Source organism: Salinithrix halophila (assembly GCF_042650125.1).
Taxonomy (GTDB): domain Bacteria; phylum Bacillota; class Bacilli; order Thermoactinomycetales; family DSM-45169; genus Salinithrix; species Salinithrix halophila.
In genome coordinates this window covers 12,872-38,649 of record NZ_JBHSAP010000004.1, presented here as the reverse complement: position 1 = coordinate 38,649, position 25,778 = coordinate 12,872, and the positions used below count along the sequence as shown (strand labels likewise).

At 55.0% G+C, this 25,778-nt stretch carries 37 protein-coding genes; 36 read left to right on the top strand and 1 reads right to left on the bottom strand.

Annotated elements, in window-relative coordinates; all coding sequences use genetic code 11:
- The first annotated feature begins 57 nt into the window (after positions 1-57).
- From rpoC to ACFOUO_RS01170, 8 genes are all read left to right on the top strand, one after another.
- Positions 58-3,681: a DNA-directed RNA polymerase subunit beta' gene (rpoC, locus tag ACFOUO_RS01205; RefSeq protein WP_380701328.1), complete on the top strand. Its 3,624-nt coding sequence runs from the start codon at positions 58-60 to the stop codon at positions 3,679-3,681.
- A gap of 129 nt (positions 3,682-3,810) precedes the next feature.
- Positions 3,811-4,059: a 50S ribosomal protein L7ae-like protein gene (locus ACFOUO_RS01200; RefSeq protein ID WP_380701326.1), complete on the top strand. Its 249-nt coding sequence runs from the start codon at positions 3,811-3,813 to the stop codon at positions 4,057-4,059.
- A 147-nt stretch (positions 4,060-4,206) separates the two neighbouring features.
- A complete protein-coding gene (rpsL, locus tag ACFOUO_RS01195; RefSeq protein WP_380701324.1) occupies positions 4,207-4,620 on the top strand; it encodes a 30S ribosomal protein S12 in 414 nt (137 codons plus the stop codon).
- Positions 4,621-4,657: 37 nt separating this feature from the next.
- Complete coding sequence (rpsG, locus tag ACFOUO_RS01190; RefSeq protein WP_380701322.1) at positions 4,658-5,128, top strand: 30S ribosomal protein S7; 471 nt, start codon at positions 4,658-4,660, stop codon at positions 5,126-5,128.
- A 45-nt stretch (positions 5,129-5,173) separates the two neighbouring features.
- Entirely contained in the window at positions 5,174-7,249 is a 2,076-nt protein-coding gene (fusA, locus tag ACFOUO_RS01185) for an elongation factor G (RefSeq protein WP_380701320.1), read from the top strand.
- Between the two features lie 114 nt (positions 7,250-7,363).
- A complete protein-coding gene (tuf, locus tag ACFOUO_RS01180; protein WP_380701318.1) occupies positions 7,364-8,554 on the top strand; it encodes an elongation factor Tu in 1,191 nt (396 codons plus the stop codon).
- Between the two features lie 110 nt (positions 8,555-8,664).
- On the top strand, positions 8,665-9,033 hold the full coding sequence (locus ACFOUO_RS01175) for a cupin domain-containing protein (RefSeq protein WP_380701316.1): 369 nt from the start codon (positions 8,665-8,667) through the stop codon (positions 9,031-9,033).
- A 73-nt stretch (positions 9,034-9,106) separates the two neighbouring features.
- Complete coding sequence (locus ACFOUO_RS01170; protein WP_380701314.1) at positions 9,107-10,705, top strand: esterase/lipase family protein; 1,599 nt, start codon at positions 9,107-9,109, stop codon at positions 10,703-10,705.
- A gap of 66 nt (positions 10,706-10,771) precedes the next feature.
- Here ACFOUO_RS01170 and ACFOUO_RS01165 read toward each other — a convergent pair whose 3' ends face one another.
- Complete coding sequence (locus ACFOUO_RS01165; protein ID WP_380701312.1) at positions 10,772-11,293, bottom strand: DinB family protein; 522 nt, start codon at positions 11,291-11,293, stop codon at positions 10,772-10,774.
- A 1,052-nt stretch (positions 11,294-12,345) separates the two neighbouring features.
- On the opposite strand from ACFOUO_RS01165, the gene rpsJ reads away from it, so the two are divergent.
- The 28 genes from rpsJ to rpsM all read left to right on the top strand — a co-directional run bounded on the left by rpsJ (position 12,346) and on the right by rpsM (position 25,766).
- Positions 12,346-12,654 carry a 30S ribosomal protein S10 gene (gene rpsJ / locus ACFOUO_RS01160; protein WP_380701310.1) on the top strand — a complete coding sequence of 103 codons (309 nt, stop codon included), beginning with the start codon at positions 12,346-12,348 and terminating at the stop codon, positions 12,652-12,654.
- A 34-nt stretch (positions 12,655-12,688) separates the two neighbouring features.
- The gene (rplC, locus tag ACFOUO_RS01155) at positions 12,689-13,315 is read left to right on the top strand and encodes a 50S ribosomal protein L3 (protein WP_380701308.1); all 627 of its coding nucleotides are present in this window, start codon (positions 12,689-12,691) and stop codon (positions 13,313-13,315) included.
- Positions 13,316-13,340: 25 nt separating this feature from the next.
- Complete coding sequence (rplD, locus tag ACFOUO_RS01150; protein WP_380701306.1) at positions 13,341-13,967, top strand: 50S ribosomal protein L4; 627 nt, start codon at positions 13,341-13,343, stop codon at positions 13,965-13,967.
- Positions 13,964-14,251 carry a 50S ribosomal protein L23 gene (gene rplW, locus ACFOUO_RS01145; RefSeq protein ID WP_380701304.1) on the top strand — a complete coding sequence of 96 codons (288 nt, stop codon included), beginning with the start codon at positions 13,964-13,966 and terminating at the stop codon, positions 14,249-14,251. Before rplD ends, rplW begins: the two co-directional genes overlap by 4 nt.
- A gap of 26 nt (positions 14,252-14,277) precedes the next feature.
- The gene (gene rplB / locus ACFOUO_RS01140) at positions 14,278-15,108 is read left to right on the top strand and encodes a 50S ribosomal protein L2 (RefSeq protein WP_380701302.1); all 831 of its coding nucleotides are present in this window, start codon (positions 14,278-14,280) and stop codon (positions 15,106-15,108) included.
- A gap of 45 nt (positions 15,109-15,153) precedes the next feature.
- Positions 15,154-15,435, top strand: a complete 282-nt coding sequence (gene rpsS, locus ACFOUO_RS01135; RefSeq protein WP_380701300.1) for a 30S ribosomal protein S19 — start codon at positions 15,154-15,156, stop codon at positions 15,433-15,435.
- A gap of 32 nt (positions 15,436-15,467) precedes the next feature.
- Entirely contained in the window at positions 15,468-15,809 is a 342-nt protein-coding gene (rplV, locus tag ACFOUO_RS01130; RefSeq protein WP_380701298.1) for a 50S ribosomal protein L22, read from the top strand.
- 13 nt (positions 15,810-15,822) lie between these two features.
- On the top strand, positions 15,823-16,482 hold the full coding sequence (rpsC, locus tag ACFOUO_RS01125) for a 30S ribosomal protein S3 (protein ID WP_380701296.1): 660 nt from the start codon (positions 15,823-15,825) through the stop codon (positions 16,480-16,482).
- Positions 16,483-16,484: 2 nt separating this feature from the next.
- Positions 16,485-16,919 carry a 50S ribosomal protein L16 gene (rplP, locus tag ACFOUO_RS01120; RefSeq protein WP_380701294.1) on the top strand — a complete coding sequence of 145 codons (435 nt, stop codon included), beginning with the start codon at positions 16,485-16,487 and terminating at the stop codon, positions 16,917-16,919.
- On the top strand, positions 16,909-17,121 hold the full coding sequence (gene rpmC / locus ACFOUO_RS01115; protein WP_380701292.1) for a 50S ribosomal protein L29: 213 nt from the start codon (positions 16,909-16,911) through the stop codon (positions 17,119-17,121). The genes rplP and rpmC overlap by 11 nt, the downstream gene beginning before the upstream one ends.
- Positions 17,118-17,381: a 30S ribosomal protein S17 gene (rpsQ, locus tag ACFOUO_RS01110; protein WP_380701290.1), complete on the top strand. Its 264-nt coding sequence runs from the start codon at positions 17,118-17,120 to the stop codon at positions 17,379-17,381. The genes rpmC and rpsQ overlap by 4 nt, the downstream gene beginning before the upstream one ends.
- Positions 17,382-17,411: 30 nt before the next feature.
- A complete protein-coding gene (rplN, locus tag ACFOUO_RS01105) occupies positions 17,412-17,780 on the top strand; it encodes a 50S ribosomal protein L14 (protein WP_380701288.1) in 369 nt (122 codons plus the stop codon).
- 52 nt (positions 17,781-17,832) lie between these two features.
- A complete protein-coding gene (rplX, locus tag ACFOUO_RS01100) occupies positions 17,833-18,213 on the top strand; it encodes a 50S ribosomal protein L24 (protein WP_380701286.1) in 381 nt (126 codons plus the stop codon).
- Between the two features lie 21 nt (positions 18,214-18,234).
- The gene (gene rplE / locus ACFOUO_RS01095) at positions 18,235-18,789 is read left to right on the top strand and encodes a 50S ribosomal protein L5 (protein WP_380701284.1); all 555 of its coding nucleotides are present in this window, start codon (positions 18,235-18,237) and stop codon (positions 18,787-18,789) included.
- Positions 18,790-18,929: 140 nt separating this feature from the next.
- The gene (locus ACFOUO_RS01090; protein ID WP_380701282.1) at positions 18,930-19,115 is read left to right on the top strand and encodes a type Z 30S ribosomal protein S14; all 186 of its coding nucleotides are present in this window, start codon (positions 18,930-18,932) and stop codon (positions 19,113-19,115) included.
- A gap of 27 nt (positions 19,116-19,142) precedes the next feature.
- Positions 19,143-19,541 (top strand): 30S ribosomal protein S8, encoded by a 399-nt coding sequence (gene rpsH / locus ACFOUO_RS01085; protein WP_380701280.1) that lies wholly within the window; start codon positions 19,143-19,145, stop codon positions 19,539-19,541.
- Positions 19,542-19,571: 30 nt separating this feature from the next.
- Positions 19,572-20,108 (top strand): 50S ribosomal protein L6, encoded by a 537-nt coding sequence (gene rplF, locus ACFOUO_RS01080; protein ID WP_380701278.1) that lies wholly within the window; start codon positions 19,572-19,574, stop codon positions 20,106-20,108.
- 27 nt (positions 20,109-20,135) lie between these two features.
- Positions 20,136-20,504, top strand: coding sequence for a 50S ribosomal protein L18 (gene rplR / locus ACFOUO_RS01075; RefSeq protein ID WP_380701276.1), 369 nt, complete (start codon positions 20,136-20,138; stop codon positions 20,502-20,504).
- A 17-nt stretch (positions 20,505-20,521) separates the two neighbouring features.
- Entirely contained in the window at positions 20,522-21,019 is a 498-nt protein-coding gene (rpsE, locus tag ACFOUO_RS01070; RefSeq protein WP_380701274.1) for a 30S ribosomal protein S5, read from the top strand.
- Positions 21,020-21,025: 6 nt separating this feature from the next.
- Positions 21,026-21,220: a 50S ribosomal protein L30 gene (rpmD, locus tag ACFOUO_RS01065; protein ID WP_380701272.1), complete on the top strand. Its 195-nt coding sequence runs from the start codon at positions 21,026-21,028 to the stop codon at positions 21,218-21,220.
- 39 nt (positions 21,221-21,259) lie between these two features.
- A complete protein-coding gene (gene rplO / locus ACFOUO_RS01060; protein ID WP_380701270.1) occupies positions 21,260-21,700 on the top strand; it encodes a 50S ribosomal protein L15 in 441 nt (146 codons plus the stop codon).
- Entirely contained in the window at positions 21,700-23,013 is a 1,314-nt protein-coding gene (gene secY / locus ACFOUO_RS01055) for a preprotein translocase subunit SecY (protein WP_380701268.1), read from the top strand. Before rplO ends, secY begins: the two co-directional genes overlap by 1 nt.
- Positions 23,014-23,195: 182 nt before the next feature.
- Positions 23,196-23,849 carry an adenylate kinase gene (locus ACFOUO_RS01050; RefSeq protein ID WP_380701266.1) on the top strand — a complete coding sequence of 218 codons (654 nt, stop codon included), beginning with the start codon at positions 23,196-23,198 and terminating at the stop codon, positions 23,847-23,849.
- Positions 23,846-24,592 (top strand): type I methionyl aminopeptidase, encoded by a 747-nt coding sequence (gene map, locus ACFOUO_RS01045; protein ID WP_380701264.1) that lies wholly within the window; start codon positions 23,846-23,848, stop codon positions 24,590-24,592. Before ACFOUO_RS01050 ends, map begins: the two co-directional genes overlap by 4 nt.
- A gap of 17 nt (positions 24,593-24,609) precedes the next feature.
- Complete coding sequence (locus ACFOUO_RS01040) at positions 24,610-24,912, top strand: RNA-binding protein (protein WP_380701263.1); 303 nt, start codon at positions 24,610-24,612, stop codon at positions 24,910-24,912.
- Positions 24,913-24,916: 4 nt separating this feature from the next.
- Complete coding sequence (gene infA, locus ACFOUO_RS01035) at positions 24,917-25,135, top strand: translation initiation factor IF-1 (RefSeq protein WP_380701261.1); 219 nt, start codon at positions 24,917-24,919, stop codon at positions 25,133-25,135.
- 130 nt (positions 25,136-25,265) lie between these two features.
- Positions 25,266-25,379: a 50S ribosomal protein L36 gene (rpmJ, locus tag ACFOUO_RS01030; RefSeq protein ID WP_003322638.1), complete on the top strand. Its 114-nt coding sequence runs from the start codon at positions 25,266-25,268 to the stop codon at positions 25,377-25,379.
- 18 nt (positions 25,380-25,397) lie between these two features.
- Positions 25,398-25,766 carry a 30S ribosomal protein S13 gene (gene rpsM / locus ACFOUO_RS01025; protein WP_380701258.1) on the top strand — a complete coding sequence of 123 codons (369 nt, stop codon included), beginning with the start codon at positions 25,398-25,400 and terminating at the stop codon, positions 25,764-25,766.
- The last annotated feature ends 12 nt before the right edge of the window (positions 25,767-25,778 follow it).

The following is a 25,778-nucleotide window of genomic DNA, read 5'->3' as shown; positions in this document are numbered from 1 at the left end:
AGGGATCATTGTGAAGCTCGCGTTTGATACGGGATGATCCTGAGGAGGGAAAGCCCAGTGCTGGACGTCAATAACTTTGAGTTTATGAAAATCGGCCTTGCCTCGCCGAATAAAATTCGTTCCTGGTCGCGGGGTGAGGTGAAGAAGCCAGAAACGATTAACTACCGGACCCTGAAGCCGGAAAAAGAAGGTCTTTTCTGCGAGAAGATCTTTGGACCGACCAAGGACTGGGAGTGTCACTGCGGGAAATACAAGCGTGTTCGCTACAAAGGCGTCGTATGTGACCGTTGCGGCGTGGAGGTAACCCGTTCTAAGGTGCGTCGGGAGCGCATGGGCCATATCGAATTGGCCGCACCCGTTTCTCATATCTGGTACTTCAAAGGGATTCCGAGTCGCATGGGGTTGGTACTGGATATGTCCCCCCGCTCTCTGGAAGAAGTGATTTACTTCGCATCCTATGTGGTCGTCGATCCCGGTGCAACGCCTCTGGAGAAAAAGCAACTCCTTTCCGAGAAGGAGTACCGGAGTTACCGGGAAAAGTACGGCAATGCTTTTACGGCGATGATGGGTGCCGAAGCGATCAAGCGGATCCTTGCCGACATCGACCTGGACAAAGAAGTGCAGGGTTTGAAGGAAGAGATGCAAACCGCCCAGGGACAGCGTCGTAACCGAGCTATCAAGCGTCTGGAAGTGCTGGAAGCGTTCCGTGCTTCTGGCAATGACCCGGACTGGATGGTATTGGATGTCCTGCCGGTGATCCCGCCGGAATTGCGCCCGATGGTGCAACTGGATGGGGGCCGATTCGCTACCTCGGACTTGAACGATCTGTACCGCCGGGTCATTAACCGGAACAACCGCCTCAAGCGTCTCCTTGACTTGGGGGCCCCGGACATCATCGTTCAGAATGAAAAGCGGATGCTACAGGAGGCTGTCGATGCCCTGATCGATAATGGTCGCCGCGGTCGTCCTGTGACGGGTCCAGGCAACCGCCCGCTCAAATCTCTTTCCCACATGTTGAAAGGGAAGCAGGGTCGGTTCCGCCAAAACCTGTTGGGTAAGCGGGTTGACTACTCCGGCCGGTCTGTGATCGTTGTCGGGCCGTATCTGAAAATGTACCAATGCGGTCTGCCGAAGGAAATGGCCCTGGAACTCTTCAAACCCTTCGTCATGAAGGAACTGGTGGCCAAAGGGCTCGCCCATAACATCAAAAGTGCCAAGCGGAAAGTGGAACGGGTTCACCCCGAGGTATGGGACGTGCTGGAAGCGGTCATCAAGGAACATCCGGTGCTTCTCAACCGTGCTCCCACCCTTCACCGTCTCGGAATTCAAGCTTTTGAACCGATCCTGGTGGAAGGGAGGGCTATCCGTCTCCATCCTCTCGTTTGTACCGCCTACAACGCGGACTTCGATGGAGACCAAATGGCCGTTCACGTTCCCCTCTCCGCTGAAGCCCAAGCCGAGGCGCGCCTGCTGATGCTGGCGGCCCAGAATATCTTGAACCCGAAGGACGGTAAGCCGGTTGTTACTCCTTCTCAGGACATGGTGTTGGGTTCTTATTACCTCACCTTGGAAAAAGAGGGCGCACCGGGAGAAGGGCTGGTTCTCTCCACTGTCGGTGAGGCGATTAACGCCTATACCCAGGGAATTGCTACGCTCCATACCCGCATCGCGATCCCGGTGAAGAGTTTGAATAAGGCCTCTTTCAACGAGAAGCAACAGGAAGGGTTGTTGCTCACCACCGTCGGCAAGCTGATCTTCAACGAGATCTTCCCCGATGAATTCCCTTATATCAACGAACCGTCCAAGGAAAACTTGACCAAGGGAACGCCGGAGAAGTACTTCATCTACGACAAGGGAGTCGACATCCCTGAAAAGATTAAGTCGATGCCGGATGCCGGCGCCTTGAAGAAAGGGTTTCTCGGGGCAATTATTTCCGAGTGTTTCCGCCGTTTCGGTACCAAAGAGACTTCGATGTTGCTGGACAATATCAAATCTCTCGGCTACTCCTACTCCACCAAAGCTGGCATTACGATGTCCGTCTCCGACGTTATCGTACCTGAGCAGAAACAGGAGATTCTGGATGAAGCTCAGAAAAAAGTGGAGACGGTGCTGAAGCAGTACCGGCGCGGTCTTATCACGGAAGAGGAACGGTACGAGCGGGTTATTTCGATCTGGAGCCAGGCCAAGGACGATATCACCGAAGTCTTGATGAGGCAGATGGGTAAGTTCAACCCGATCTATATGATGGCCAACTCCGGGGCACGGGGTAACGTTTCTCAGATCACCCAGCTTGCCGGGATGCGCGGATTGATGGCCAACCCCTCCGGACGGATCATCGAGTTGCCGATTAAGTCCAACTTCCGGGAAGGGTTGACGGTGTTGGAGTACTTCATCTCCACGCACGGTGCCCGGAAAGGTCTGGCGGATACGGCGCTTCGTACCGCTGACTCCGGTTATCTGACCCGTCGTCTCGTTGACGTCGCTCAGGATGTGATCGTCCGGGAAGATGACTGTGGCACCGACAAAGGCTTGGCGGTCAGTGTGATTGCCGACGGCGGAGAAGTCATCGAGGAACTATATGACCGGATTGTCGGTCGGGTTGCTTTCAAGACCGTTCGCCATCCGGAGACGGGAGACGTCATCGTCGAGCGCAATAAGCTGATCGACGAGGAACTGGCCTCTACCGTCATCGAAGCCGGTGTCAAAGAAGTAGAGATCCGTTCCGTTCTTGCCTGCCGCACCCACCATGGGGTCTGCCGCAAGTGCTACGGTCGCAACCTGGCTTTGGGCACTCCAGTGGAAATCGGAGAGGCCGTTGGGATTATCGCTGCTCAGTCCATCGGCGAACCCGGTACCCAGCTGACGATGCGGACCTTCCATACCGGCGGTGTGGCTGGTGACGACATCACCCAAGGTTTGCCCCGGATCCAGGAGCTGTTTGAGGCTCGGAACCCGAAAGGGCAGGCTACCATCACGGAAATCGCCGGTAAAGTGTCCGATATCCGCGAGGTGAAGGACCGCCGGGAAGTGGAAATCGAAGGCGATGTGGAGACGAAAACCTACACGATCCCATACGGTTCCCGCCTGAAAGTGAACTTGGAGGATACAGTGGAGGCCGGGGATGAGCTGACGGAAGGCTCCATCGATCCCAAGGAACTCCTTCGTGTCAAAGGTGTGCATGGCGTTCAGGAATACATCCTGCAGGAAGTGCAGAAGGTCTACCGTCTGCAGGGGGTTGAGATCAACGACAAGCACGTCGAGGTGATGATCCGTCAGATGATGCGCAAGGTGCGGATCACCGACTCCGGCGATACGGATCTATTGCCCGGTTCCTTCGTCGACATTCACGAGTACGAAGAGGCGAACCAGAAATCCCTCCTTGTTGCCGGTGAGCCGGCGGTGGCCCGTCCGATCTTGCTCGGGATCACCAAGGCCAGCTTGGAAACGGAATCCTTCCTTTCCGCTGCCTCTTTCCAAGAGACGACCCGGGTGCTTACCGATGCTGCTATCAAAGGGAAAGTGGACCGCCTGCTCGGTCTGAAGGAAAATGTGATCATCGGGAAATTGGTCCCCGCGGGGACCGGGATGTCCCGTTACCGTCACATGGCTGTTGATTCCCTGGAAGAAACCGCCGGGGACACCGATGCAGAAGAAACCGCCGAAACGGTCTTGGTAGAGTAGAGGAGTGGGAGAGATCGGCCCGGATTTTTCCGGGGCAGATCCGATCCACCACTTGTTGACAACGCCGGACCCAGGTGGTAAGATATCGTCGTGTGCTTAGGGTTCAATTCACTTTGGAGGGCTACTTCCTTGTCTTATGAAAAAGTGAAAGAGGCGCGTTCGCTGTTAATTGGAGCCAAGCAGACGAAAAAAGCGATCGAACAGGGGAAGACGCAGGAGGTGCTGATTGCGAGGGATGCCGATGAGCGGATCAAGCAATCCCTAACCAGCCTGTGCCGGAACCATGGCGTCGCGCTCCACTACGTCGACTCGATGAAAGAGTTGGGGAAAGCCTGCGGGATCGACGTGGGAGCGGCAACGGCTGCCATCCTGAGATGAGAGCAAACCATTGGAAGCCCGCGATAATCCAAACCGAACCGCGTGCCGCGGAGACGGACGCGGTTCGGTTTGGAGTGGGTTCCAATTTTATGCCTCAATATGAACCGCCTGGCTCTGTGGACTTAAAAAACGAAGGAGGTGACGACTATGCCGACGATTAACCAGCTCATCCGCAAAGGCCGGAAGCGCAAAGTGGAGAAATCCACCGCTCCCGCCCTTCAACACGGTTACAACAGCTACAGCAAAGAAACAACCAACCAAAGCTCTCCGCAAAAACGTGGGGTCTGCACCCGTGTGGGCACGATGACACCGAAGAAGCCGAACTCCGCGTTGCGGAAGTACGCTCGTGTGCGTCTGTCCAACAACATCGAAGTGACGGCCTACATCCCGGGGATCGGTCACAACCTGCAAGAGCACTCCGTCGTGCTGGTTCGCGGCGGCCGGGTGAAAGACCTTCCCGGTGTCCGTTACCACATCGTCCGGGGCGCTCTCGATACCGCCGGTGTGCAAAACCGGATGCAAGGCCGTTCCAAATACGGGACCAAGCGTCCGAAGAAATAAGAGCTAAACCCATCATTGCAGTAAAGGAGGGAAACCGATGCCTCGAAAAGGACCCGTGGAACGTCGGGAAGTCCTGCCCGATCCGATGTACAACAGCAAGTTGGTCACCCGTCTGATCAACCGGCTCATGTATGACGGACGTAAGGGTAAAGCCCAGAAAATCCTGTATGATGCCTTTGAACTCGTACGCGACAAGTCTGGGAAGGACCCCATGGAAGTTTTCGAACAATCCCTGAAAAACGTGATGCCCGTTCTGGAAGTGAAGGCCCGCCGTGTCGGTGGTGCCAACTACCAGGTACCGGTGGAAGTGAAACCGGAGCGGCGCACCAGCTTAGGGCTCCGTTGGCTGGTCAGCTACGCTCGTCTGCGCGGTGAAAAGACCATGCAGGAGCGCCTGGCCAACGAGTTGATGGACGCTGCCAACAATACGGGCGCAGCTGTTAAAAAGAAAGAAGACATCCACCGGATGGCTGAAGCGAACCGCGCGTTTGCTCACTATCGCTGGTAATAGGTTGTCTCATATTTTTCGCCAAGATGAAAGGAGACATTTCCGATGGCACGTGAGTTCTCCTTGAAAGACACGCGCAACATCGGGATCATGGCTCACATCGACGCCGGCAAGACCACGACCACGGAACGGATCCTGTTTTATTCCGGCCGGGTGCACAAGATCGGCGAAGTGCACGAAGGCGCCGCCACCATGGACTGGATGGAACAGGAACAAGAGCGGGGGATCACGATTACCTCCGCCGCTACGACTGCTCAGTGGAAAGACCATCGTGTCAACATTATCGACACCCCAGGTCACGTGGACTTCACCGTCGAGGTGGAGCGGTCCCTGCGTGTGCTCGACGGAGCGGTGGGTGTTTTCTGCGCCAAGGGTGGCGTGGAACCCCAATCGGAAACCGTCTGGCGCCAGGCTGACAAGTACCACGTTCCTCGCATCGCCTACGTCAACAAAATGGACATTATCGGTGCGGACTTTTTTGGCGCGGTCGAACAGATGCGCGATCGGCTTAATGCCAACGCGGTTCCGATCCAGCTGCCGATCGGGTACGAAGATACCTTCGAAGGGATCATCGACCTGATCAAGAACGTGGCCTACTTCTACCTGGACGACCTGGGCACCCGTTCGGAAGCCCGGGAGATCCCGGACGAGTACAAAGAAAAAGCAGAAGAATACCGTACCAAAATGATCGAGGCCATCGCTGAGCTCGATGAAGAGCTGATGATGAAATACCTCGAAGGGGAAGAAATCACCGAAGAGGAACTGAAGATCGCCCTTCGGAAAGGGGTCTGTGACGTACAGATCATCCCTGTACTTTGTGGTTCTTCCTATAAAAACAAAGGGGTCCAGCTGGTCCTGGACGCTGTCGTTGACTATATGCCCTCTCCGCTGGACGTACCCGCTATCCAGGGTGAGCTGCCGGACGGAACCGAGGAAAAGCGACAGTCCGACGACAACCAACCCTTTGCGGCGTTGGCCTTTAAGATCATGACAGATCCCTTTGTCGGGAAGCTGACCTTCTTCCGGGTTTATTCCGGAACACTGGACTCCGGCTCCTACGTTCTCAACTCCACCAAAGGGAAACGGGAACGCGTTGGACGGATCCTCCAGATGCACGCGAATTCCCGGGAAGAAATCAAGACTGTCTATGCCGGGGATATCGCCGCCGCCGTGGGCCTGAAGGATACCGGTACCGGCGACACCCTGTGTAATGAGAAACACCCGATTATCCTGGAATCCATGATCTTCCCCGAGCCGGTGATCCAGCTGGCCATCGAACCGAAGACCAAGAGCGACCAGGACAAAATGGGTCTTGCTCTTGCTAAACTGGCAGAGGAAGATCCCACTTTCCGCACCGAGACCGATGAAGAAACCGGGCAGACGGTCATCCATGGAATGGGTGAACTGCACCTGGACATCATCGTCGATCGTCTGAAGCGGGAATTCAAAGTGGACGCCAACGTGGGCGCGCCCCAAGTGGCCTACCGCGAAACCTTCCGCAACGGAGCGAAGGTGGAAGGGAAGTTCATCCGCCAGTCTGGTGGCCGTGGTCAATACGGTCATGTCTGGATTGAGTTTGAACCGATGGATCAAGGTGGCGGGTTCGAATTCGTCAACAAGATCGTCGGTGGTGTGGTGCCGCGAGAATATATCCCGGCCGTACAAGCAGGGATCGAAGAATCCATGCAGAACGGGGTTCTCGCCGGCTATCCGTTGGTGGACGTCAGGGCAACCATCGTCGACGGCTCCTACCACGATGTGGACTCTTCGGAAATGGCCTTCAAAATCGCCGGTTCCATGGCGCTTAAAGCGGCCAAATCCAAGTGCTCCCCCGTGTTGCTAGAGCCCATCATGAAAGTGGAAGTCATCGTCCCCGAAGAATACATGGGCGATGTCATGGGTGACGTCAACTCACGGCGTGGCCGCGTGGAAGGGATGGACTCCCGTGGCGGTGCCCAAGTGATCCGGGCGATGGTTCCGCTGGCCGAAATGTTCGGTTATGCGACCACCCTGCGCTCCCGTACCCAGGGACGTGGCGTCTACTCGATGCAATTTGACCACTATGAAGAAGTGCCGAAGAATATCGCGGAAGAGATCATCTCGAAAGCTTCCGGACAGTAATTTTCGGCTGACATCACGGTGAAGAAAGCGGAGAGGCGGGAGCCGTCTCCCTGGCTTTCTCCCCTATACATCCAAAAACCCTCAGGCAAGGATACCAAAGGAGGATTTAGCGACATGGCAAAAGCCAAGTTCGAACGTAACAAACCCCACGTTAACATCGGCACGATTGGTCACGTCGACCACGGGAAAACCACCCTGACCGCCGCGATCACCACGATTCTGTCTCAAACCGGCGGCGCAACCGCTATGGCTTACGATGCAATCGACAAAGCCCCGGAAGAGCGCGAGCGCGGGATTACCATCTCCACCGCTCACGTGGAGTATGAAACCGAAAACCGTCACTATGCTCACGTAGACTGCCCGGGTCACGCTGACTACGTCAAGAACATGATCACCGGTGCTGCCCAAATGGACGGTGCGATCCTGGTTGTGTCCGCCGCTGACGGCCCGATGCCGCAAACCCGTGAACACATCCTGCTGTCCAGCCAGGTTGGCGTGGAACATATCGTTGTCTTCCTGAACAAAGTGGATATGGTAGACGATGCAGAACTCCTGGAACTCGTGGAAATGGAAGTTCGCGAACTGCTGTCCGAGTACGACTTCCCGGGTGATGACATTCCGATCGTTTCCGGTTCCGCTCTGAAAGCCCTCGAAGATCCGAGCAGCGAATGGGCTGAAAAGATCCTCGAGCTGATGCGGGAAGTGGATGCCTACGTCCCGAACCCTGAGCGTGATAAAGATAAACCCTTCCTGATGCCCATCGAAGACGTCTTCACCATCACCGGCCGCGGTACGGTTGCCACGGGTCGTGTGGAGCGGGGTATCATCAAGGTCTCCGACGAAGTCGAGATCATCGGGATGCAAGAAGAAACCCGCAAAACCGTTGTTACCGGCGTGGAAATGTTCCGCAAGCTAATGGACGAAGCGGAAGCCGGGGACAACATCGGCGCCCTGCTGCGCGGTGTGAACCGTGAAGACATCCAGCGCGGTCAGATTCTGGCCAAGCCGGGTTCTGTGAAGGCTCATACCAAATTTAAGGCTCAGGTCTATATCCTGTCCAAAGACGAAGGTGGCCGTCACACCCCGTTCTTCAACGGTTACCGTCCGCAGTTCTACTTCCGTACCACGGATGTGACCGGTGTGATCAGCCTGCCGGAAGGTACCGAAATGGTGATGCCCGGTGACAACATCGAGATGGACGTGGAACTGATCGCTCCGATCGCTGTCGAAGATGGCACCCGCTTCGCGATCCGCGAAGGCGGCCGCACCGTCGGAGCCGGCGCCGTGACCGTCATCTCCGAGTAATATAGGTCGTAGAACGAAAAGACTCCCTTTTTGGGGGTCTTTTTTTCTAGCTTTGTTTCCCATGGTATGATAAATGCTCAATCCACTATGAGGCGTCGGGGGGCGAAAGAATGCGATTTTTTCGGTTTGATGCGGAGAAGGCGAAAGAAATTCAACAGTTCGAAAGCAAAGGGATCGGGTGTACTCCGATCCTACGGCAGGAGGGGTGGCTTCAGGTGGGGTGTTTTCATTTTGCCCCCGGTAGTGTGCTGGGACTTCATTCTGCGATATGCCCACAATTATTTATGGTCGTGGCGGGGGATGGGTGGGTCCGAGCGGAGACAACGGCCCGGTTTCCGGTCCGTGCAGGGCAGGCTGTTTTCTGGACCCGGGGTGAGAGACACGAATCCGGTAGTGACACAGGAATGACGGTCATGGTATTCGAGGGTTCGGAGATGGATCCCGAACCATGGATGGAGGAAATCGAGGGAAGAGGTTAAATAATTTTTTTTCGTACTCTATTCCAAATATTTGGATTAATGTTATAATCGGTTATCGAGGAGGGGGATATGAATGAAAAAGTGGCTTGTACTGTGTCTGACCTTTGCCTTGTTGTTTTCTTTGACAATTCCGCCGACAAAGACGGAAGCGGGATCTATTTTTCCCATTGTTATTGGCAAGCCAGGTAAACCGGGGACGATCTATTTTGGCGAGCCACCCGAGAATCCCGATCCTGAGAAGCCTGTCGTTGTCTTCGTTCAAGGGCTGTATAATTCAGCCAGTATCTGGAGGATCTATAATGATATGCCTATCCGAACACGCAACGCCGGATATGAAACCGCTTTCGTCGAATTAAACGATGCGGGAGGAACGCCAAAAAGCAATTGGGATAACGGCAAAATGTTAGCGGATCAATTGCAAAAGATCTCGGACCATTTCGAGGGGAAGAAGTTGGTGGTCGTCGGCTACAGCAAAGGGGGGATCGATACACAGACGGCTCTTGTCCACTATGGAAAGTATCCACTCGTATCCAACGTGATCACGTTGGGATCTCCGCACCAGGGAAGCCCATTGGCAGACCTTGCATATAGCAACTGGATCAGGTGGCTCTCCTCCCTGCTGGGCACACGTAACGAAGCGGTGTACAGTCTGCAGACCGGTTATATGAATCATTTTCGCTCCCAGACCGACAGCAAAGATGAAATCCGTCAAAATACCTATTTGACGCTCACGGGGAACAGTTGGGGGTGGTTCTTGAGTCCAACCTGGTATGGTGGTCTCTATATGGGTGTAGCCAGTGACGGCATCGTTCCGGTTTCCAGCGCCAGTCTTCCCTACGGAAAGAGATTAGCTGTAAGGAAATGGCATCACCTCAATATTTTCAAAGGCGGGAGCACCTTTGACGTGTTTAAAGATTACCTAACGACATCCCGGAACATCGAGTCCTCGAAACCGATGGTTAAAGGTCCGGAAAAGTTTGTAGCGAAAGAGCCCGCTGCCAGCCCTATGAATAGTGACTCCTTTATTCGGGGAGGGGAGCAATCAGGAGCGAAGTCGGAGGCTTTTTCCGTTGAAAACGGGGTAAAATCGATCACCGTCGACTGGATGAGCGAGAGAAAACTGGACAGTGTTGAAGTAACGGAGCCCAGTGGGCGGACACGGACCGTCAAGGTGAAAGCTGTCCAAGATAAAACGGTGTTTAAAGGGGCATGGCATCATTTGGTCCAAGTGGATACCCCCCAACCGGGACAGTGGAAGGTGAATACATCTACCTCACAAAAAACCGCCTACGCGTTGCTAGTCAAATATGATACAAATAAGCTTCAGCAATTACACCTCAAGCAAAAGGGTAATCAGCCGCGTTGGAAGCTGGTGAACGGATCGTCGGATTCCAAGCGGCAAAAAAGCGGAGCCAACCGGCCGACGATATCAAAGGTGAAGACCCGTCTCCAGGTAAATTTCATTCCGGAAAAGGGGAACAAAGGGAAGCAACGCGTGTTAAAAGTGCAGAGCTCCAAGCAGACGACTTCCAACGACATCCAGATTCCTGATAAAGGCCCTGGCGTCTATAACATGACGCTGGATGTCAAAGGGGTGGACGCAAAGGGGATGCCTTTTACGCGCACGATTGTTGAAAGCGTTTACATGGATGGCGAGGGAAAGGTATATTAGAACCATTAAAAAGCGATCTCCGGTATCGGGAGATCGCCTTTTCGTGTACACCGCTGTCTAACCAACCTAGTGACTCTGCTTTTGAAGCTGGTAGAGGTAAAATACATAATCGGTGGAGACGCCGGGATGGCCTGTCTGCCTTAACATCGATGTGATATTACCTCGGTGGTACGTCCCATGATTGACGACATGTTTGACTAGTTCAGAGAGACGAGTCTCAAAGCGCCCGAGTCGGGGATGCTTGATAGAAACAGGTTGATCGAAGCCTTCTACACCGTTAAAAAAGGTTCGGTACTCCTGAGATAACTGGTTATACCGTATCTTCATTTCCTCTCGCTCCAGCCCTTTGGTTTCCTCTTCTACCTTTTTCACGATCGCTAGGATTTCGTCGGTTGGATCACCGGTGGCCATGACACCCAACCACAGACGATCCACGATATAGATATGGGCAAATGTCTCAGCGATTGTAGGGAAAACGTTTGGGATAGGACGATGGAAAAGGTCTTGCGGCAACCCTTTCAAATGCTCAAAGATCCGCTTGTTGGCCCAGACATGATACTCGTATAGGGTCAAAACCTCATGACTCACTTGAACTCCTCCAATTCGATTGTTTGGTTTTGGGATTCTGGATACCTAGAAAGTTATTTCTCTATGATGTCGGCAACCCCCTTTTTCTAGGGATAGTGGCTTCGTGTTAGCTTTCTTTTCCTCCAAGGTGGGAAAAATCATATGAGAGTGAAATATTCCTTGTAAGGTAGGTTACAAGTTGAGGGATTAACGGATCTAGCAGGGTGCTTCGAACCTTGTCATTACGTAGCAACCCGCCTAAGTAATTCCCATGGTTACTCGTTCAGTGAATCGTTTACTGTCTGGCAATAAATTGGGTATGGATAAACGTAGAATAACAAAGGCCGCCGGGAAGGCATCTCCAATGGTCGATGCACCGAGACTGGCTTAGACCGGTCGCAAAATGGAGCAGCAACGCCCCCAACTAAGCGAAAGGGCCGTTAACCGTTACGCTTAGACCGGGGGCGGTTGCCTTTTCTACTGGTGATCCGTTCTTCAACGAAACGCCAGATCTCAAGCGACACCTTAATAGCGGAGAGGATCAGCAGAATCTATTCTGGCATAGGCCACACCCCCTTTCCTCAGGGAGTAGCAACCGACCCCCGGCCATCACTTGTCTTGGTGATTCGGTTATACCCATTCGACAGGGAAGAAACTACCATGAATAGGGGTTGTTTGTAGAAGGAAGGGCTCATCCCTCGAAATGCCAGATTTCGAGAGATTTCTATCTAATAGGTTTCACCTTCATACTCATCTTCTTGCAGCCGGTGAGGGTACGGGGCATCCGTGATTCCCCATATATTTGCATTACCCCCTTGTCACATGATAGGATACATAAGGTTGCCAACTATGAGATGAGAGAACCGTCTGTACCCGACGCTGGAAAGCTGTTGGGAGAGGCGTGTTTTTCCTTGCAACGGACTAGACATTCCAGTATAATGAGGAATGTTGGTCATGGACGGCGATGATGTGGAAGGTTGCCGACACACCCGGCCCCTTTGCCATGGGTGGTGATCGGGATATTTCTACGGAGCAAGTTCATTTCTAAAAATGAGCGAAAAGGAGGGGCATACATGGCAAAGCAAAAGATTCGCATTCGCCTCAAAGCGTATGACCACCGCGCGTTGGATCAATCGGCGGAGAAGATCGTCGACACGGCCAATCGGACGGGGGCGGATGTATCCGGACCGATCCCGCTTCCGACGGAGCGGGCTGTCTACACGGTGCTGCGTGCGGTTCACAAATACAAGGACGCGCGGGAGCAGTTCGAGATGCGCACCCACAAGCGGCTGATCGACATCGTCAACCCGACGCCGCAAACCGTGGACGCGCTGATGCGTCTCGACTTGCCGTCCGGCGTCGATATTGAAATCAAACTTTAAGCATTTATGAAACTGCCGACAGGAGGTGTACGACGTGAAAGGGATTCTCGGTAAAAAGCTGGGGATGACGCAGGTGTTCGCCGAAGACGGAACCTCGATCCCCGTTACGGTCATCAATGCCGGCCCGTGCGCCATTCTTCAAAAGAAAGAGGCGGCTGGTGACGGCTATGAATCCGTCCAACTCGGCTTTGCCGATAAGAAAGATCACCGGGCTAACCGTCCGGAGACGGGCCATGCGAAAAAAGCGGGAGTGGCTGCCAAGAAATTCGTCCGCGAGATTCGCGGGATGAACCCCGCTGAATTCGAACTGGGCGCGGAAGTCAAAGCGGACCTCTTCGCTGAAGGGGAAAAGGTGGATATTACCGCCACGTCGAAAGGGAAAGGGTTTGCCGGTGCCATCAAGCGGCACAATCAGGCCCGCGGCCCGATGTCCCACGGTTCCCGCTATCATCGCCGTCCCGGTTCCCTGGGCGCCATCGATCCGATGCGCGTATTCAAGGGTATGACTCTTCCGGGCCGGATGGGTACTGATAAAGTGACCATCCAGAACCTTGAAGTAGTCAAAGTGGACGCCGATAAGAATCTGATCCTCGTGAAGGGTTCTGTGCCGGGGCCGAAAAACAGCTATGTAGTGATTAAATCTGCGGTGAAAGCGAAGTAACTTCACCGGGAAGGGAGGAGACGTCATGCCTAAAGTAAACGTACTGGATATGAACGGCGGCCAGGTGGGCGAGTTGGAATTATCCGATTCCGTCTTCGGGATTGAGCCCAACGAATCCGTCCTGCACGAAGCCGTCGTGATGCAGCAGGCTTCCCAGCGACGCGGCACCCATGCCGTCAAGAACCGTTCGGCGGTCCGCGGTGGCGGCCGGAAGCCCTGGAAGCAGAAAGGGACCGGTCGTGCTCGTCACGGCAGCATCCGTTCCCCGATCTGGGTTGGCGGTGGGGTTGCCTTCGGGCCGACTCCGCGCAGTTACGCCTACAAACTGCCGAAAAAAGTGCGCCGCCTGGCGATTCGTTCCGCGCTTTCTTCCAAAGTAAAGGACGAAAACGTGATTGTACTTGACCAGCTTTCGCTGGACGCTCCCAAGACCAAGGATATGGTGAAGGTCCTTTCCAATCTGAAAGCCGACCGTAAAGCCCTGGTGGTGGGACGCGACTTCGATGAGAACGTCGCTTTGTCCGCGCGGAACATCCCCGGAGTAAAAGTGATCGACGCCCAAGGGCTGAACGTCCTGGACGTGCTGAACTTTGATAAGCTGATCATTACCCGGGATGCGGTGTCTCGCGTAGAGGAGGTGCTTGGGCAGTGAGAGATCCTCGCGACATCATCCGCCGCCCGCTGGTGACGGAGAAGTCCACCGACCTCATGGAACAGAACAAGTATGTATTTGAAGTGGACCTGAAAGCCAACAAAACCGAGATCAAAAAGGCTGTTGAAAAGATCTTCGGTGTCAAGGTGGACCAGGTTAACACCATGCGTGTGAAAGGCAAGCCGAAGCGTTTTGGTCGCTATACCGGACGTACTTCCGACCGGAAAAAAGCGATTGTGAAACTGACTGAAGACAGCAAGGGTATCGAGATCTTCGAATCCTGATCCCACGGTAAAGGAGGGAATCACCCATGGGTATCAAGCATTTTAAACCGACCTCTCCCGGTCGTCGGCAGATGACGGTTTCCACGTTTGATGAAATCACTACCGACAAGCCGGAAAAATCCCTGACCACCAACCTGATCAAAAAAGCGGGCCGCAACAACCAAGGCCGGCTGACCATGCGTCACCAGGGCGGCGGTCACAAACGGAAATACCGGATCATCGACTTCAAACGGAACAAAGACGGCATTCCTGGTAAGGTTGCCACGGTCGAATACGACCCGAACCGTTCCGCCAACATCGCATTGATCCACTACGCGGATGGTGAAAAGCGTTACATCCTTCACGTACACGGGCTAAAAGTGGGCGACACGATCGTCTCCGGTCCGGAAGCGGACATCAAAGTGGGGAACGCGCTGCCCTTGGAAAACATTCCAGTGGGTTCTACCATCCACAACATTGAGCTGAAGCCGGGTGCCGGCGGGCAAATGGCTCGTGCTGCAGGAGCTTCGGCCCAGCTGCTCGGAAAAGACGGCAAATATGCGATCCTTCGTCTCGCCTCTGGTGAAACGCGCATGGTAAACCGTCAATGCCGCGCAACCCTTGGCCAGGTAGGTAACCTGGATCACGAGCTGATCAATGTCGGGAAAGCTGGACGTTCTCGCTGGAAAGGCGTTCGCCCGACGGTTCGCGGTTCTGTGATGAACCCGGCGGATCACCCCCACGGTGGTGGTGAAGGCCGTGCCCCGATTGGCCGCAAATCCCCTGTTTCTCCCTGGGGCAAGCCGACGATCGGTTACAAGACCCGCAAGAAGAACAAGCCGTCCGACAAGTATATCGTGCGTCGTCGCAAGAAGTAATCAGCGCCGCCTGACGGATGGAAAGTTGGAAAGGAGGTTGAATGCATGGGTCGCAGCCTGAAAAAAGGGCCTTTTGCAGATGATCACTTGCTGAAGAAAGTGCGGGAGCTCAACGAGAAGAATGATAAGAAGGTCATCAAGACTTGGTCTCGCCGTTCGACGATCTTCCCTGATTTCATCGGCCATACGATCGCTGTTCATGACGGCCGCAAGCACGTGCCGGTTTATGTCACTGAGGACATGGTCGGCCACAAGCTGGGCGAGTTTGTCACCACCCGGACGTTTAAAGGCCACGCCGGTGACGACAGGAAGACGCGGAAACGGTAATTGACCACGGGTGACAGAGAGGAGGTCAGATGATGGAAGCGACTCAAGCCAAGGCGGTGGCACGCCACGTGCGGATCGCCCCCCGCAAGGCTCGTCTGGTCATCGACCTGATCCGCGGTAAATCCGTGGGTGAGGCCCTGGCCATTCTGAAGTTTACGCCCCGCGCCGCTTCGCCGATCATCGAGAAAGTACTCAAATCGGCGATTGCCAACGCGGAACACAACTATGAGATGAACCCGGAAAATCTGGTGGTTGAGACGGCCCTTGTGGACGAGGGACCGACGATGAAACGGTTCCGCCCCCGTGCCATGGGACGGGCTAGCCGGATCAATAAACGGACCAGCCACATCACGGTGGTTGTATCTGAAAAATAAGGAGGGATAGCGCATGGGTCAGAAGGTAAACCCGGTAGGTTTGCGTGTCGGCGTCATCCGCGACTGGGAATCCAAGTGGTATGGCGACAAAGATTACGCCAACATGCTGCACGAAGACATTAAAATCCGTGAATACCTGGCTAAGCGGCTGAAAGACGCGGCCGTCTCCACCGTGGAGATCGAACGGGCCGCCAACCGTGTCAACCTGACCATCCATACGGCTAAGCCCGGCATGGTAATCGGGAAGGGCGGTTCTGAAGTGGAAGCCCTGCGCCAGCAACTGAGCAAACTGAGCGGTAAGAAAATCCACATCAACATCAATGAAATTAAAAACCCCGAGCTGGACGCCCGTCTGGTGGCGGAAAATATCGCCCAGCAGCTGGAGCGCCGGATCTCATTCCGTCGCGCCATGAAACAGACGATCCAGCGTACGCTTCGTTCTGGAGCTAAAGGGGTGCGGACCCAGGTGAGCGGCCGCCTCGGCGGTGCCGATATCGCCCGGACCGAAGGTTACAATGAAGGAACCGTCCCGTTGCATACCCTGCGGGCGGACATCGACTACGGTACCGCGGAAGCCCACACCACCTACGGACGGATTGGAGTGAAGGTGTGGATCTACCGCGGTGAAGTACTCCCGACCAAGAAAAAGGGAGACGCGGAAGGAGGCAAGTAACCATGTTAATGCCGAAACGCACCAAGTATCGGAAAGAGCATCGCGGTCGCATGAAAGGTAAAGCCAAAGGCGGCACGGAAGTGGCCTTCGGCGAATACGGCCTGCAGTCCTTGGAGCCGGCATGGATTACCAACCGGCAAATCGAAGCAGCTCGGATCGCGATGACCCGTTACATTAAACGGGGCGGTAAAGTATGGATCAAAATCTTCCCGGACAAACCGGTTACGCAAAAGCCTCTCGAGGTGCGGATGGGTTCCGGTAAAGGTTCCCCCGAAAAATGGGTGGCCGTCGTGAAACCGGGCAAGATCATGTTTGAACTGGCGGGTGTGCCGGAGGATATCGCTCGTGAAGCGATGCGCCTGGCTGCCAACAAGCTGCCGGTGAAGACCAAATTCGTAATACGTGATGAAGCGGGTGGTGGTAGCGATGAAGGCTAAAGAGCTGATTGAAATGACCACCGCAGAGATCGAACAGAAACTCACCTCCCTGAAGGAAGAGCTGTTCAACCTCCGGTTCCAAGCCGCAACCGGCCAGTTGGACAATCCGGCCCGGATCCGTCAGGTCCGCAAGGATATCGCCCGTGCCAAGACCGTTATGCGGGAGCGCGAGCTTGGGATCGAAAGGAGGAAACAGGCATGACCGAACGCAATAACCGCAAGGTGCGCGTGGGAAAAGTCGTCAGCGACAAGATGGATAAGACGATCGTCGTGGCGGTGGAGACCTACAAGAAAGACCGGCTCTACGGCAAGCGCGTGAAATACAGCAAGAAGTTTAAGGCCCATGATGAAGAGAACAAAGCCAAAATCGGCGACCTCGTCCGCATCATGGAGACCCGGCCTCTGTCCAAAGACAAACGCTGGCGTCTGGTTGAAATCGTAGAAGAAGCCGTGATCGTTTAAGTCACCTGACTGGCGGAAGGAGGGAAACCGATGATTCAGGCTCAAACCCGACTGCGTGCCGCTGACAACTCCGGCGCGAAGGAACTGATGTGTATCAAAGTGTTGGGCGGATCCAAGCGCAAATCTGCTGGGATCGGCGACGTCATCGTCGCTACGGTAAAACAAGCTACACCCGGGGGCGTTGTCAAGAAGGGCGAAGTCGTCAAGTGCGTGATAGTACGTGCGAAACGTTCCACTCGTCGTCAGGACGGCTCCTATATCCGTTTTGATGAGAACGCCGCCGTGGTGATCCGGGACGACAAAAGCCCGCGGGGCACCCGGATCTTCGGGCCCGTTGCCCGGGAACTGCGCGAGCGTGACTTCATGAAGATTATTTCGCTGGCTCCGGAAGTACTGTAAACCGGACCGCTTTTGAACGATTAACACTCCTGTGAGCAAGGAGGTGCCGAGAATGGAAACCAAGCGTCCGAACAAGTTGCATATCAAACAGGGTGACACGGTCATCGTGATGCGTGGGAAGGAAGCCCCGACCCGGGACAAAGACGGCAAGATGGTTTATACCAAAGGCCGCGTCCTCAAAGTGTATCCGAAGGAAAACCGCGCCCTGGTCGAAGGTGTCAACATGGTGAAGAAGCATACCCGCCCTTCCCAAGACAACCCGCAAGGGGGCATCGTCGAGCAGGAGGCTCCGATTCACGTCTCCAACCTGATGGTAGAAGACCCCAAGACGAAGGAACCGAGCCGGATTGGTTATAAATTTGTCGACGGCAAAGGCGGACAACAGAAAAAAGTCCGTTATGCCAAAAAATCCGGCGAAGCGCTGGATAAGTAATCGAAGTGACAGGAAAGGAGGATGGAGACCTTGGCAGCACGTCTCAAAGAGCGCTACAACGAGGAAATTTCGCCTGCACTGATGAAGAAGTTCGAGTATAAATCTTCCATGCAGGTGCCCAAGATCGAGAAAGTGGTCATCAACATGGGCTTGGGTGAAGCCGTCCAAAACCCGAAGGTTCTGGACTCCGCTGTGGAAGATCTGACCACCATTGCCGGTCAAAAGCCGGTCATCACGCGGGCGAAGAAGTCCATCGCCGGCTTCAAGCTGCGGGAAGGGATGCCGATTGGCGTCAAAGTGACCCTCCGGGGCACGCACATGTACGACTTCCTCGACAAGCTGGTCAATGTCGCCCTTCCCCGGGTGCGGGACTTCCGCGGGATCTCTCCCAAGGCCTTCGACGGTCGGGGCAACTACACCCTGGGCCTGAAGGAACAGCTGGTCTTCCCGGAAATCGAGTATGACAAGGTAGACAAAGTGCGCGGGATGGATATCATCATCGTCACCACCGCTGAGACCGATGAAGAGGCCCGTGAACTGTTGACTCAGCTTGGTATGCCTTTCCGTAAGCAATAATGAACGGATACACTGGGTTTCCGCCCAGGTTAAGAAATCAGTAAGCAGCGGAGTCTTTAGCATTGGATACACTGGGCCTCCGCCCAGTATAAGATGCCGTAAGCAGCGAAGCTGCAACTCTATCTAAAGGAGGGAATCCGTTGGCCAAGAAATCGATGGTCGCCAAGGCGAACCGGAAGCCGAAGTACGGAGTGCGTTCCTATACGCGCTGCGAGCGCTGCGGCCGTCCGCATTCCGTGATTCGGAAGTTTCGTCTCTGTCGGATTTGTTTCCGGGAGTTGGCCTATAAAGGGCAGATTCCCGGTGTGAAAAAAGCGAGCTGGTAATTAAGAAGTGGAAGGAGGGAACCCCGCATGGTGATGACTGACCCGATTGCTGACATGCTGACCCGGATCCGTAACGCGAACCTGGTTCGCCACGAGAGCCTGGAGGTACCGGCTTCCAAGCTGAAGCGGGACCTGGCCGAAATCCTGAAGCGTGAAGGCTTCATCCGCGACGCGGAATACGTCGAAGACGGCAAACAAGGGATCATCCGCATCTTCCTGAAATACGGAACCAACAACGAGCGGGTGATCACCGGGCTGAAACGGATCAGCAAACCCGGACTGCGCGTCTACGCCAAGTCCGATGAGATTCCCCGCGTTCTGCGCGGTCTTGGGATCGCCGTCGTCTCGACCTCCAAAGGGGTCATGACGGATAAAGAAGCCCGCAACGCGAAAGTGGGCGGAGAAGTACTGGCTTATATCTGGTAAACTCGTCGGAAAGGATGGAGGTGAACGTACATGTCCCGCGTCGGTAGAAAACCGATTTCCATTCCAAACGGGGTGGAAGTGAAGCTGGACGGAGCAACTGTCAGTGTGAAAGGGCCGAAGGGCTCTCTCTCCCGCGCGTTGCATCCGGAGATTTCGGTGAAAGTGGAAGACAACGAAGTGATCGTGGAACGCCCGAGCGACAACCGGAAACACCGTGCCCTGCACGGCACGATTCGCAGTCTTGTCGCCAACATGATCGAAGGCGTAACCAACGGCTACCAGAAAACGCTGGAGCTCGTCGGCGTCGGTTACCGGGCTCAGAAGCAGGGCAACAAGATTGTCCTGAACGTCGGTTACTCCCACCCGGTGGAAGTGGATCCCATCGAAGGGATCGAACTGGATGTCCCCAGCCAAACCCAGGTTGTGGTCAAAGGGATCGACAAGGAGAAGGTGGGGGCACAGGCCGCCAACATCCGCTCGATCCGTGAACCGGAACCTTACAAGGGTAAAGGGATTAAGTACACCGATGAACGCATTCGCCGCAAGGAAGGGAAAACCGGTAAGTAAGCCTGACAGGAAAGGAGTGAACGCGGCATGATTCGGAAGCTTGACCGGAACAAAAGCCGGAAACGCCGTCACCTTCGGGTACGGAAAAAAATCATGGGCACGCCTCAACGCCCCCGTCTGAACGTATTCCGTTCCGCTAAGAACATCTACGTTCAGGTTATCGATGACACGCAAGGTGTGACCCTGGCTTCCGCTTCCACCCTGGACACCGAAGTGAAAGAGGGCGGAGTCTATGGCGGCAATGTGGAAGCAGCCCGCAAAGTAGGCGAACTCGTCGCCAAGCGTGCTAGCGAAAAGGGCATCAAAAACGTTGTCTTCGACCGCGGTGGGTATATCTACCACGGCCGGATCAAAGCGTTGGCTGAGGGTGCCCGTGAAGGAGGTCTCGACTTTTGAGCAAAGGAGGTAGAACCATGCGTAACGATCAGGCCAAAGACGACATGATCGAAAAAGTGGTCACCATCAACCGCGTGTCTAAAGTGGTAAAGGGCGGTCGTCGGTTCAGCTTTAGCGCCTTGGTCGTCGTCGGCGACGGTAAAGGCAAAGTGGGCGCCGGTTACGGCAAGGCAGCTGAAGTGCCGGAAGCGATCCGCAAAGGTGTAGAAGACGCGAAGAAAAACATGATCAGCATTCCCCTTCAGGGGACGACGATTCCTCACGATGTGATCGGGCAATACGGTGCCGGTCGGGTTCTGATGAAACCCGCTTCCAAGGGTACTGGTGTGATCGCCGGCGGTGCTGTCCGCGACGTTCTCACGGTAGCAGGAGTCGGTGATATCCTCACCAAATCTACCGGTTCCAATAACCCGATCAACATGGTTCGCGCTACTCTCCAAGGGATCGAGAGCATGAAGCGGCCCGAAGAAGTGGCCAAACTGCGTGGGAAATCTGTCGAAGAGTTGTTAGGATAAGGGGGGATGATCGTGGCAAACAAACTGGCTATCACCCTCAAACGGAGTCTCATCGGCCGTCCGGAACCCCAACGGGTGACGGTACGGACCCTGGGTCTGACGAAACGGGAACAGACCGTCATTCAAGAGGACACCCCGGCGATCCGCGGAATGATTAACAAAGTGTCCCATCTGGTTGACGTGAAAGAGGTACAGGAGTAATCTCTTGGAAGGCGAGATCCAAAGAGGAGGTGCGAAGATATGAATCTCCATGAACTGAAACCGGCTACCGGAGCTCGTAAAAATCGGAAGCGTCTCGGTCGCGGCATCTCCGCCGGGCAGGGCAAAACTTCCGGTCGCGGTCACAAAGGGCAGAAAGCCCGCTCCGGCGGTGGTGTCCGCCCTGGTTTCGAAGGCGGCCAGAACCCGCTTTACCGCCGTTTGCCGAAGCGTGGCTTCCAGAACATCAACCGCAAAGAGTATGCCGTGATCAACCTGGATACCTTGAACCGGTTCGAAGAGGGTGCCGAAGTCACTCCGGAACTGCTTAAGGAAACCGGCGTGATCAAGAACATGAAAGACGGTTTGAAAGTACTGGCTGACGGGGAACTCAAAGTGAAACTGACGGTCAAAGCTCACAAGTTCTCTCAAGCTGCGGCTGAAAAAATCGCCAATGCAGGAGGCACGACGGAGGTGCTCTGATGTTTCAAACCGTTAGCAACATTTGGAAGGTGGGGGACCTCCGTCGCCGGATCCTCTTTACCCTGGCGATGCTGGTTGTCTTTCGGGTAGGTACGTTCATCCCGGTCCCCAATACAGACAATAAGGCGCTTCAAGCCTTTGCGGAAGAGGCTGGGGGCGGAGCCTTTGGGTTGATCAACACCTTTTCCGGGGGCGCGCTGCTCAACTTCTCGATCTTTGCCATGGGTATCATGCCCTATATCACGGCTTCCATCATCGTGCAGCTGCTGACCATGGATGTGATCCCGCGGTTTGCCCAGTGGGCGAAAGAAGGGGAAGTCGGTCGGAAAAAGTTGGCCCAGGTAACCCGTTACGGTACGATCGGATTGGCGCTGATCCAATCCGTCGGTTTAACCTTCGGATTTAACCAGGCAAGTGCAGGGGTTGGCTTCCAGTTCATCAAGGACACGGGCTTTACGACCTACGCTCTGATCGCTCTGACCCTGACCGCAGGGACTGCCTTCCTGATGTGGCTGGGTGAACAGATCACGGAGAAGGGGATCGGCAACGGCATCTCCATCCTGATCTTCGCCGGGATCATTGCAGGCATTCCACCGGCAGGGGAGAAGATCTATAAAACGATGTTCACCGAAGCGGGGGATCAGGTCTTCCTCAGCATCGTGAAAGTGGTGCTGATTCTCGCTGTGGTGGTTGCGATTATCGCGGGTGTTATCTTTATTCAACAGGGGATTCGCAAGATCCCGGTTCAGTACGCGAAGCGGGTTGTCGGGCGTAAGATGTTCGGGGGTCAGTCCACCCACATTCCGATGAAAGTGAATGCGGCGGGGGTGATCCCAGTGATCTTCGCCATGTCCCTTTTGATCTTCCCGTCGACGATCGCTCAGTTCTGGCCGAAAAACGCGATTGCCAAGTGGTTTATGACTAATTTCGCATTTGATGCGCCCCTCGGGATGACGGTCTACGTTCTCCTGATCATCGGGTTCACCTATTTCTACACCTTTGTGCAGATCAACCCGGTGCAGCTGGCGGATCAGATGAAGAAAAACGGCGGTTATATCCCGGGGATTCGCCCTGGCAAGAACACCTCCATTTATCTGACCAAGATCATGAACCGGATCACTCTCGCCGGGGCGCTCTTCCTGGCAGCGGTCTCCATTTTGCCGGTCTTCTTTACAAGTGTGGCCGGTCTTCCGCAGCCGGTGCAGATCGGCGGGACGTCTCTCCTGATCGTGGTTGGTGTTGCCCTGGAGACGATGAAAAACATCGAGAGCCAACTCATCAAGCGGCACTATAAAGGTTTTATCAACAAGTGAGACACAAGCCCCGGACCTTATCCGGGGATCATGCATAGAACCGGAGTTTTTCCGGTAACAAGCATGGAAAGCAGGACGAAGCCACCGTCGCCGGGAGCCCTTCCCGGCGTTCGGGATGCCCTGTCGAGGGGCGTCCTTCAGGCGGACCGCCCTGTTCTGTTGAACAGCAGGAGGGATGAGGCTTGAATATCGTGCTGATGGGACTGCCCGGCGCCGGGAAAGGCACCCAGGCCGACCGGATCACCGAGGCTGTCCACATCCCCCATATCTCCACCGGTGACATGTTTCGTCTGGCAGTGAAGGAAGGGACCCCTCTCGGTTTGGAAGCCAAGTCCTACATGGACGAAGGCCAGTTGGTCCCTGACCGCGTCACGATCGGTATCGTCCGGGAACGGTTGGGCAAAGATGATTGTGCCGAAGGCTTCATGCTGGACGGGTTTCCCCGTACTGTTCCCCAGGCGGAAGCTCTGGACGAGATCCTGAAGGAGATGGGGAGAAGCCTCGACCACGTCATCTATATCGAGGTGGCCGAGGAAGAGCTCTTAAAGAGACTAACCGGTCGTCGTATCTGCCGTGACTGCGGAGCCACCTATCATGTGGTGTTTAACCCGCCGAAGACCCCAGGGGTCTGCGATCGGTGTTCAGGTGAGCTCTACCAGAGGGAAGACGACACGGAGGAGACCGTGGCCAAGCGGCTGGCGGTCAACATGGAAAAAACCCAGATGCTCGTCGATTATTACAAGAAACAAGGCAACCTGCGCCCGATCGACGGCCAGCAGCCGATCGAGCACGTAACCGAAACGATTTTGGGTCATCTCAAGGGAGCAGCCCGATGATTATCCTTAAATCGAGCAAGGAACTGGAGCACATGCGTGCTGCAGGGCGGATCGTCTTTGAAGCCCATCAACGGGTCAAAGATGCGATCCGACCGGGGATTACCACGCGGGAATTGGATCGGATTGCCGAGGATTTTATTACAAAGAGCGGTGCGACTCCCTCCTTCAAAGGTTACAACGGGTTTAAAGGAAGCGTCTGTACTTCGGTAAACGAAGAGCTGGTCCACGGAATCCCTGGCAATCGTGAACTGCAGGATGGAGACATCATCAGCGTCGATATCGGCGCGTGCTTGAAGGGTTACCACGGCGATTCGGCCTGGACTTACCCGGTCGGCACGGTCTCCGACACCGCCATCCGATTGCTGGAGGTGACGGAAGAATCCCTGTATAAGGGATTGAACGAGGCGAAGCCCGGCAACCGGATCGGAGACATCTCCCATGCCGTCCAGGCTTTCGTCGAGAAAGCCGGGTTTTCGATCGTCCGGGAATACGTGGGACACGGAGTAGGTCAGGACCTGCATGAAGAGCCCAGCATTCCCAACTATGGACTGCCGGGCAAAGGCCCCCGTTTGAAGCCGGGGATGACGCTGGCCGTCGAACCGATGGTGAATGTGGGAAGCCGATACGTGCGAACGCTGGCTGACAATTGGACCGTCGTCACGCAGGACGGTTCCCTGTGTGCCCATTTCGAGCATACCATCGCGATCACGGATGACGGCCATGAAGTATTGACCACAGCGTAAAGGTGAAGGGTGATGGGATGATGGATGCCGGGAAGCGGCTCCGACCGGGGCAGATCGTCCAGGTGCTCCGGGGCCGTGAGGCAGGGAGGTATGCCATAGTAATCCGGTTCGAAGAACCGCATTTCGTTTGGTTGGTGGACGGCGACAAACGCAAATATGGCCAATCGAAGAAAAAGAATGTCAAGCATATCCAACCCACGAACCACATCGCCCGGGAAGTAGCGGACTCCCTGGCCAAAGAAGGCCGAGTTACCAACGCGAAGCTGCGCTACGCCTTAAACCAATATCTCCTCCGCATCGGAGAAGAAAAAGGAGAGTGAGTCAATGGCCAAAGAAGATGTGATCGAGGTGGAAGGCAGGGTTATCGAGCCTCTGCCCAACGCGATGTTCCGGGTGGAACTGGAGAACGGTCACAAAGTCCTCGCCCACGTTTCCGGCAAAATCCGTATGCACTTTATCCGGATCCTGCCGGGGGACAGAGTGACGGTCCAGCTCTCCCCCTACGACCTGACCCGGGGCCGCATCACTTACCGTTATAAGTAAGGGAGCTCCTTGAGGTCACTCGGATGTCGCGTAAGGGCTTCGGCCGCTTCTTTAGACACCGAGGCCCCGTGGATTTAGGGCCTTCTAACGAACGCCCTGCCATCTGCGGGGAAGACAGGAGGGAAGCAGAATGAAAGTAAGACCGAGTGTGAAACCGATCTGCGAAAAGTGCAAGGTCATTCGCCGCAAAGGAACCGTCATGGTTATTTGCGAAAACCCCAAGCATAAGCAAAAACAAGGATAAGACAGGAGGTGTTTCGCCTTGGCTCGTATTACAGGTGTTGACCTTCCCCGCGAAAAGCGCGTGGAAATCGCACTGACTTACATCTTCGGCATCGGTCGTCCCCAAGCGACCCAGATCCTGAAAGAGACCGGCATCAATCCCGATACCCGCGTCCGTGATCTGACTGAAGAAGAAGTCGCAAAGTTGCGTGGCTACATCGACAAGAACCTGGTTGTTGAAGGGGATCTGCGTCGGGAAACGGCGTTGAACATCAAACGCCTGATCGAAATCGGATCCTATCGCGGCTTGCGCCATCGCCGTGGTCTGCCGGTCCGTGGTCAGCGCAGCAAGACCAACGCCCGTACGCGGAAAGGCCCGCGTCGGACCGTCGCCAACAAGAAGAAATAATCGATAAGGAGG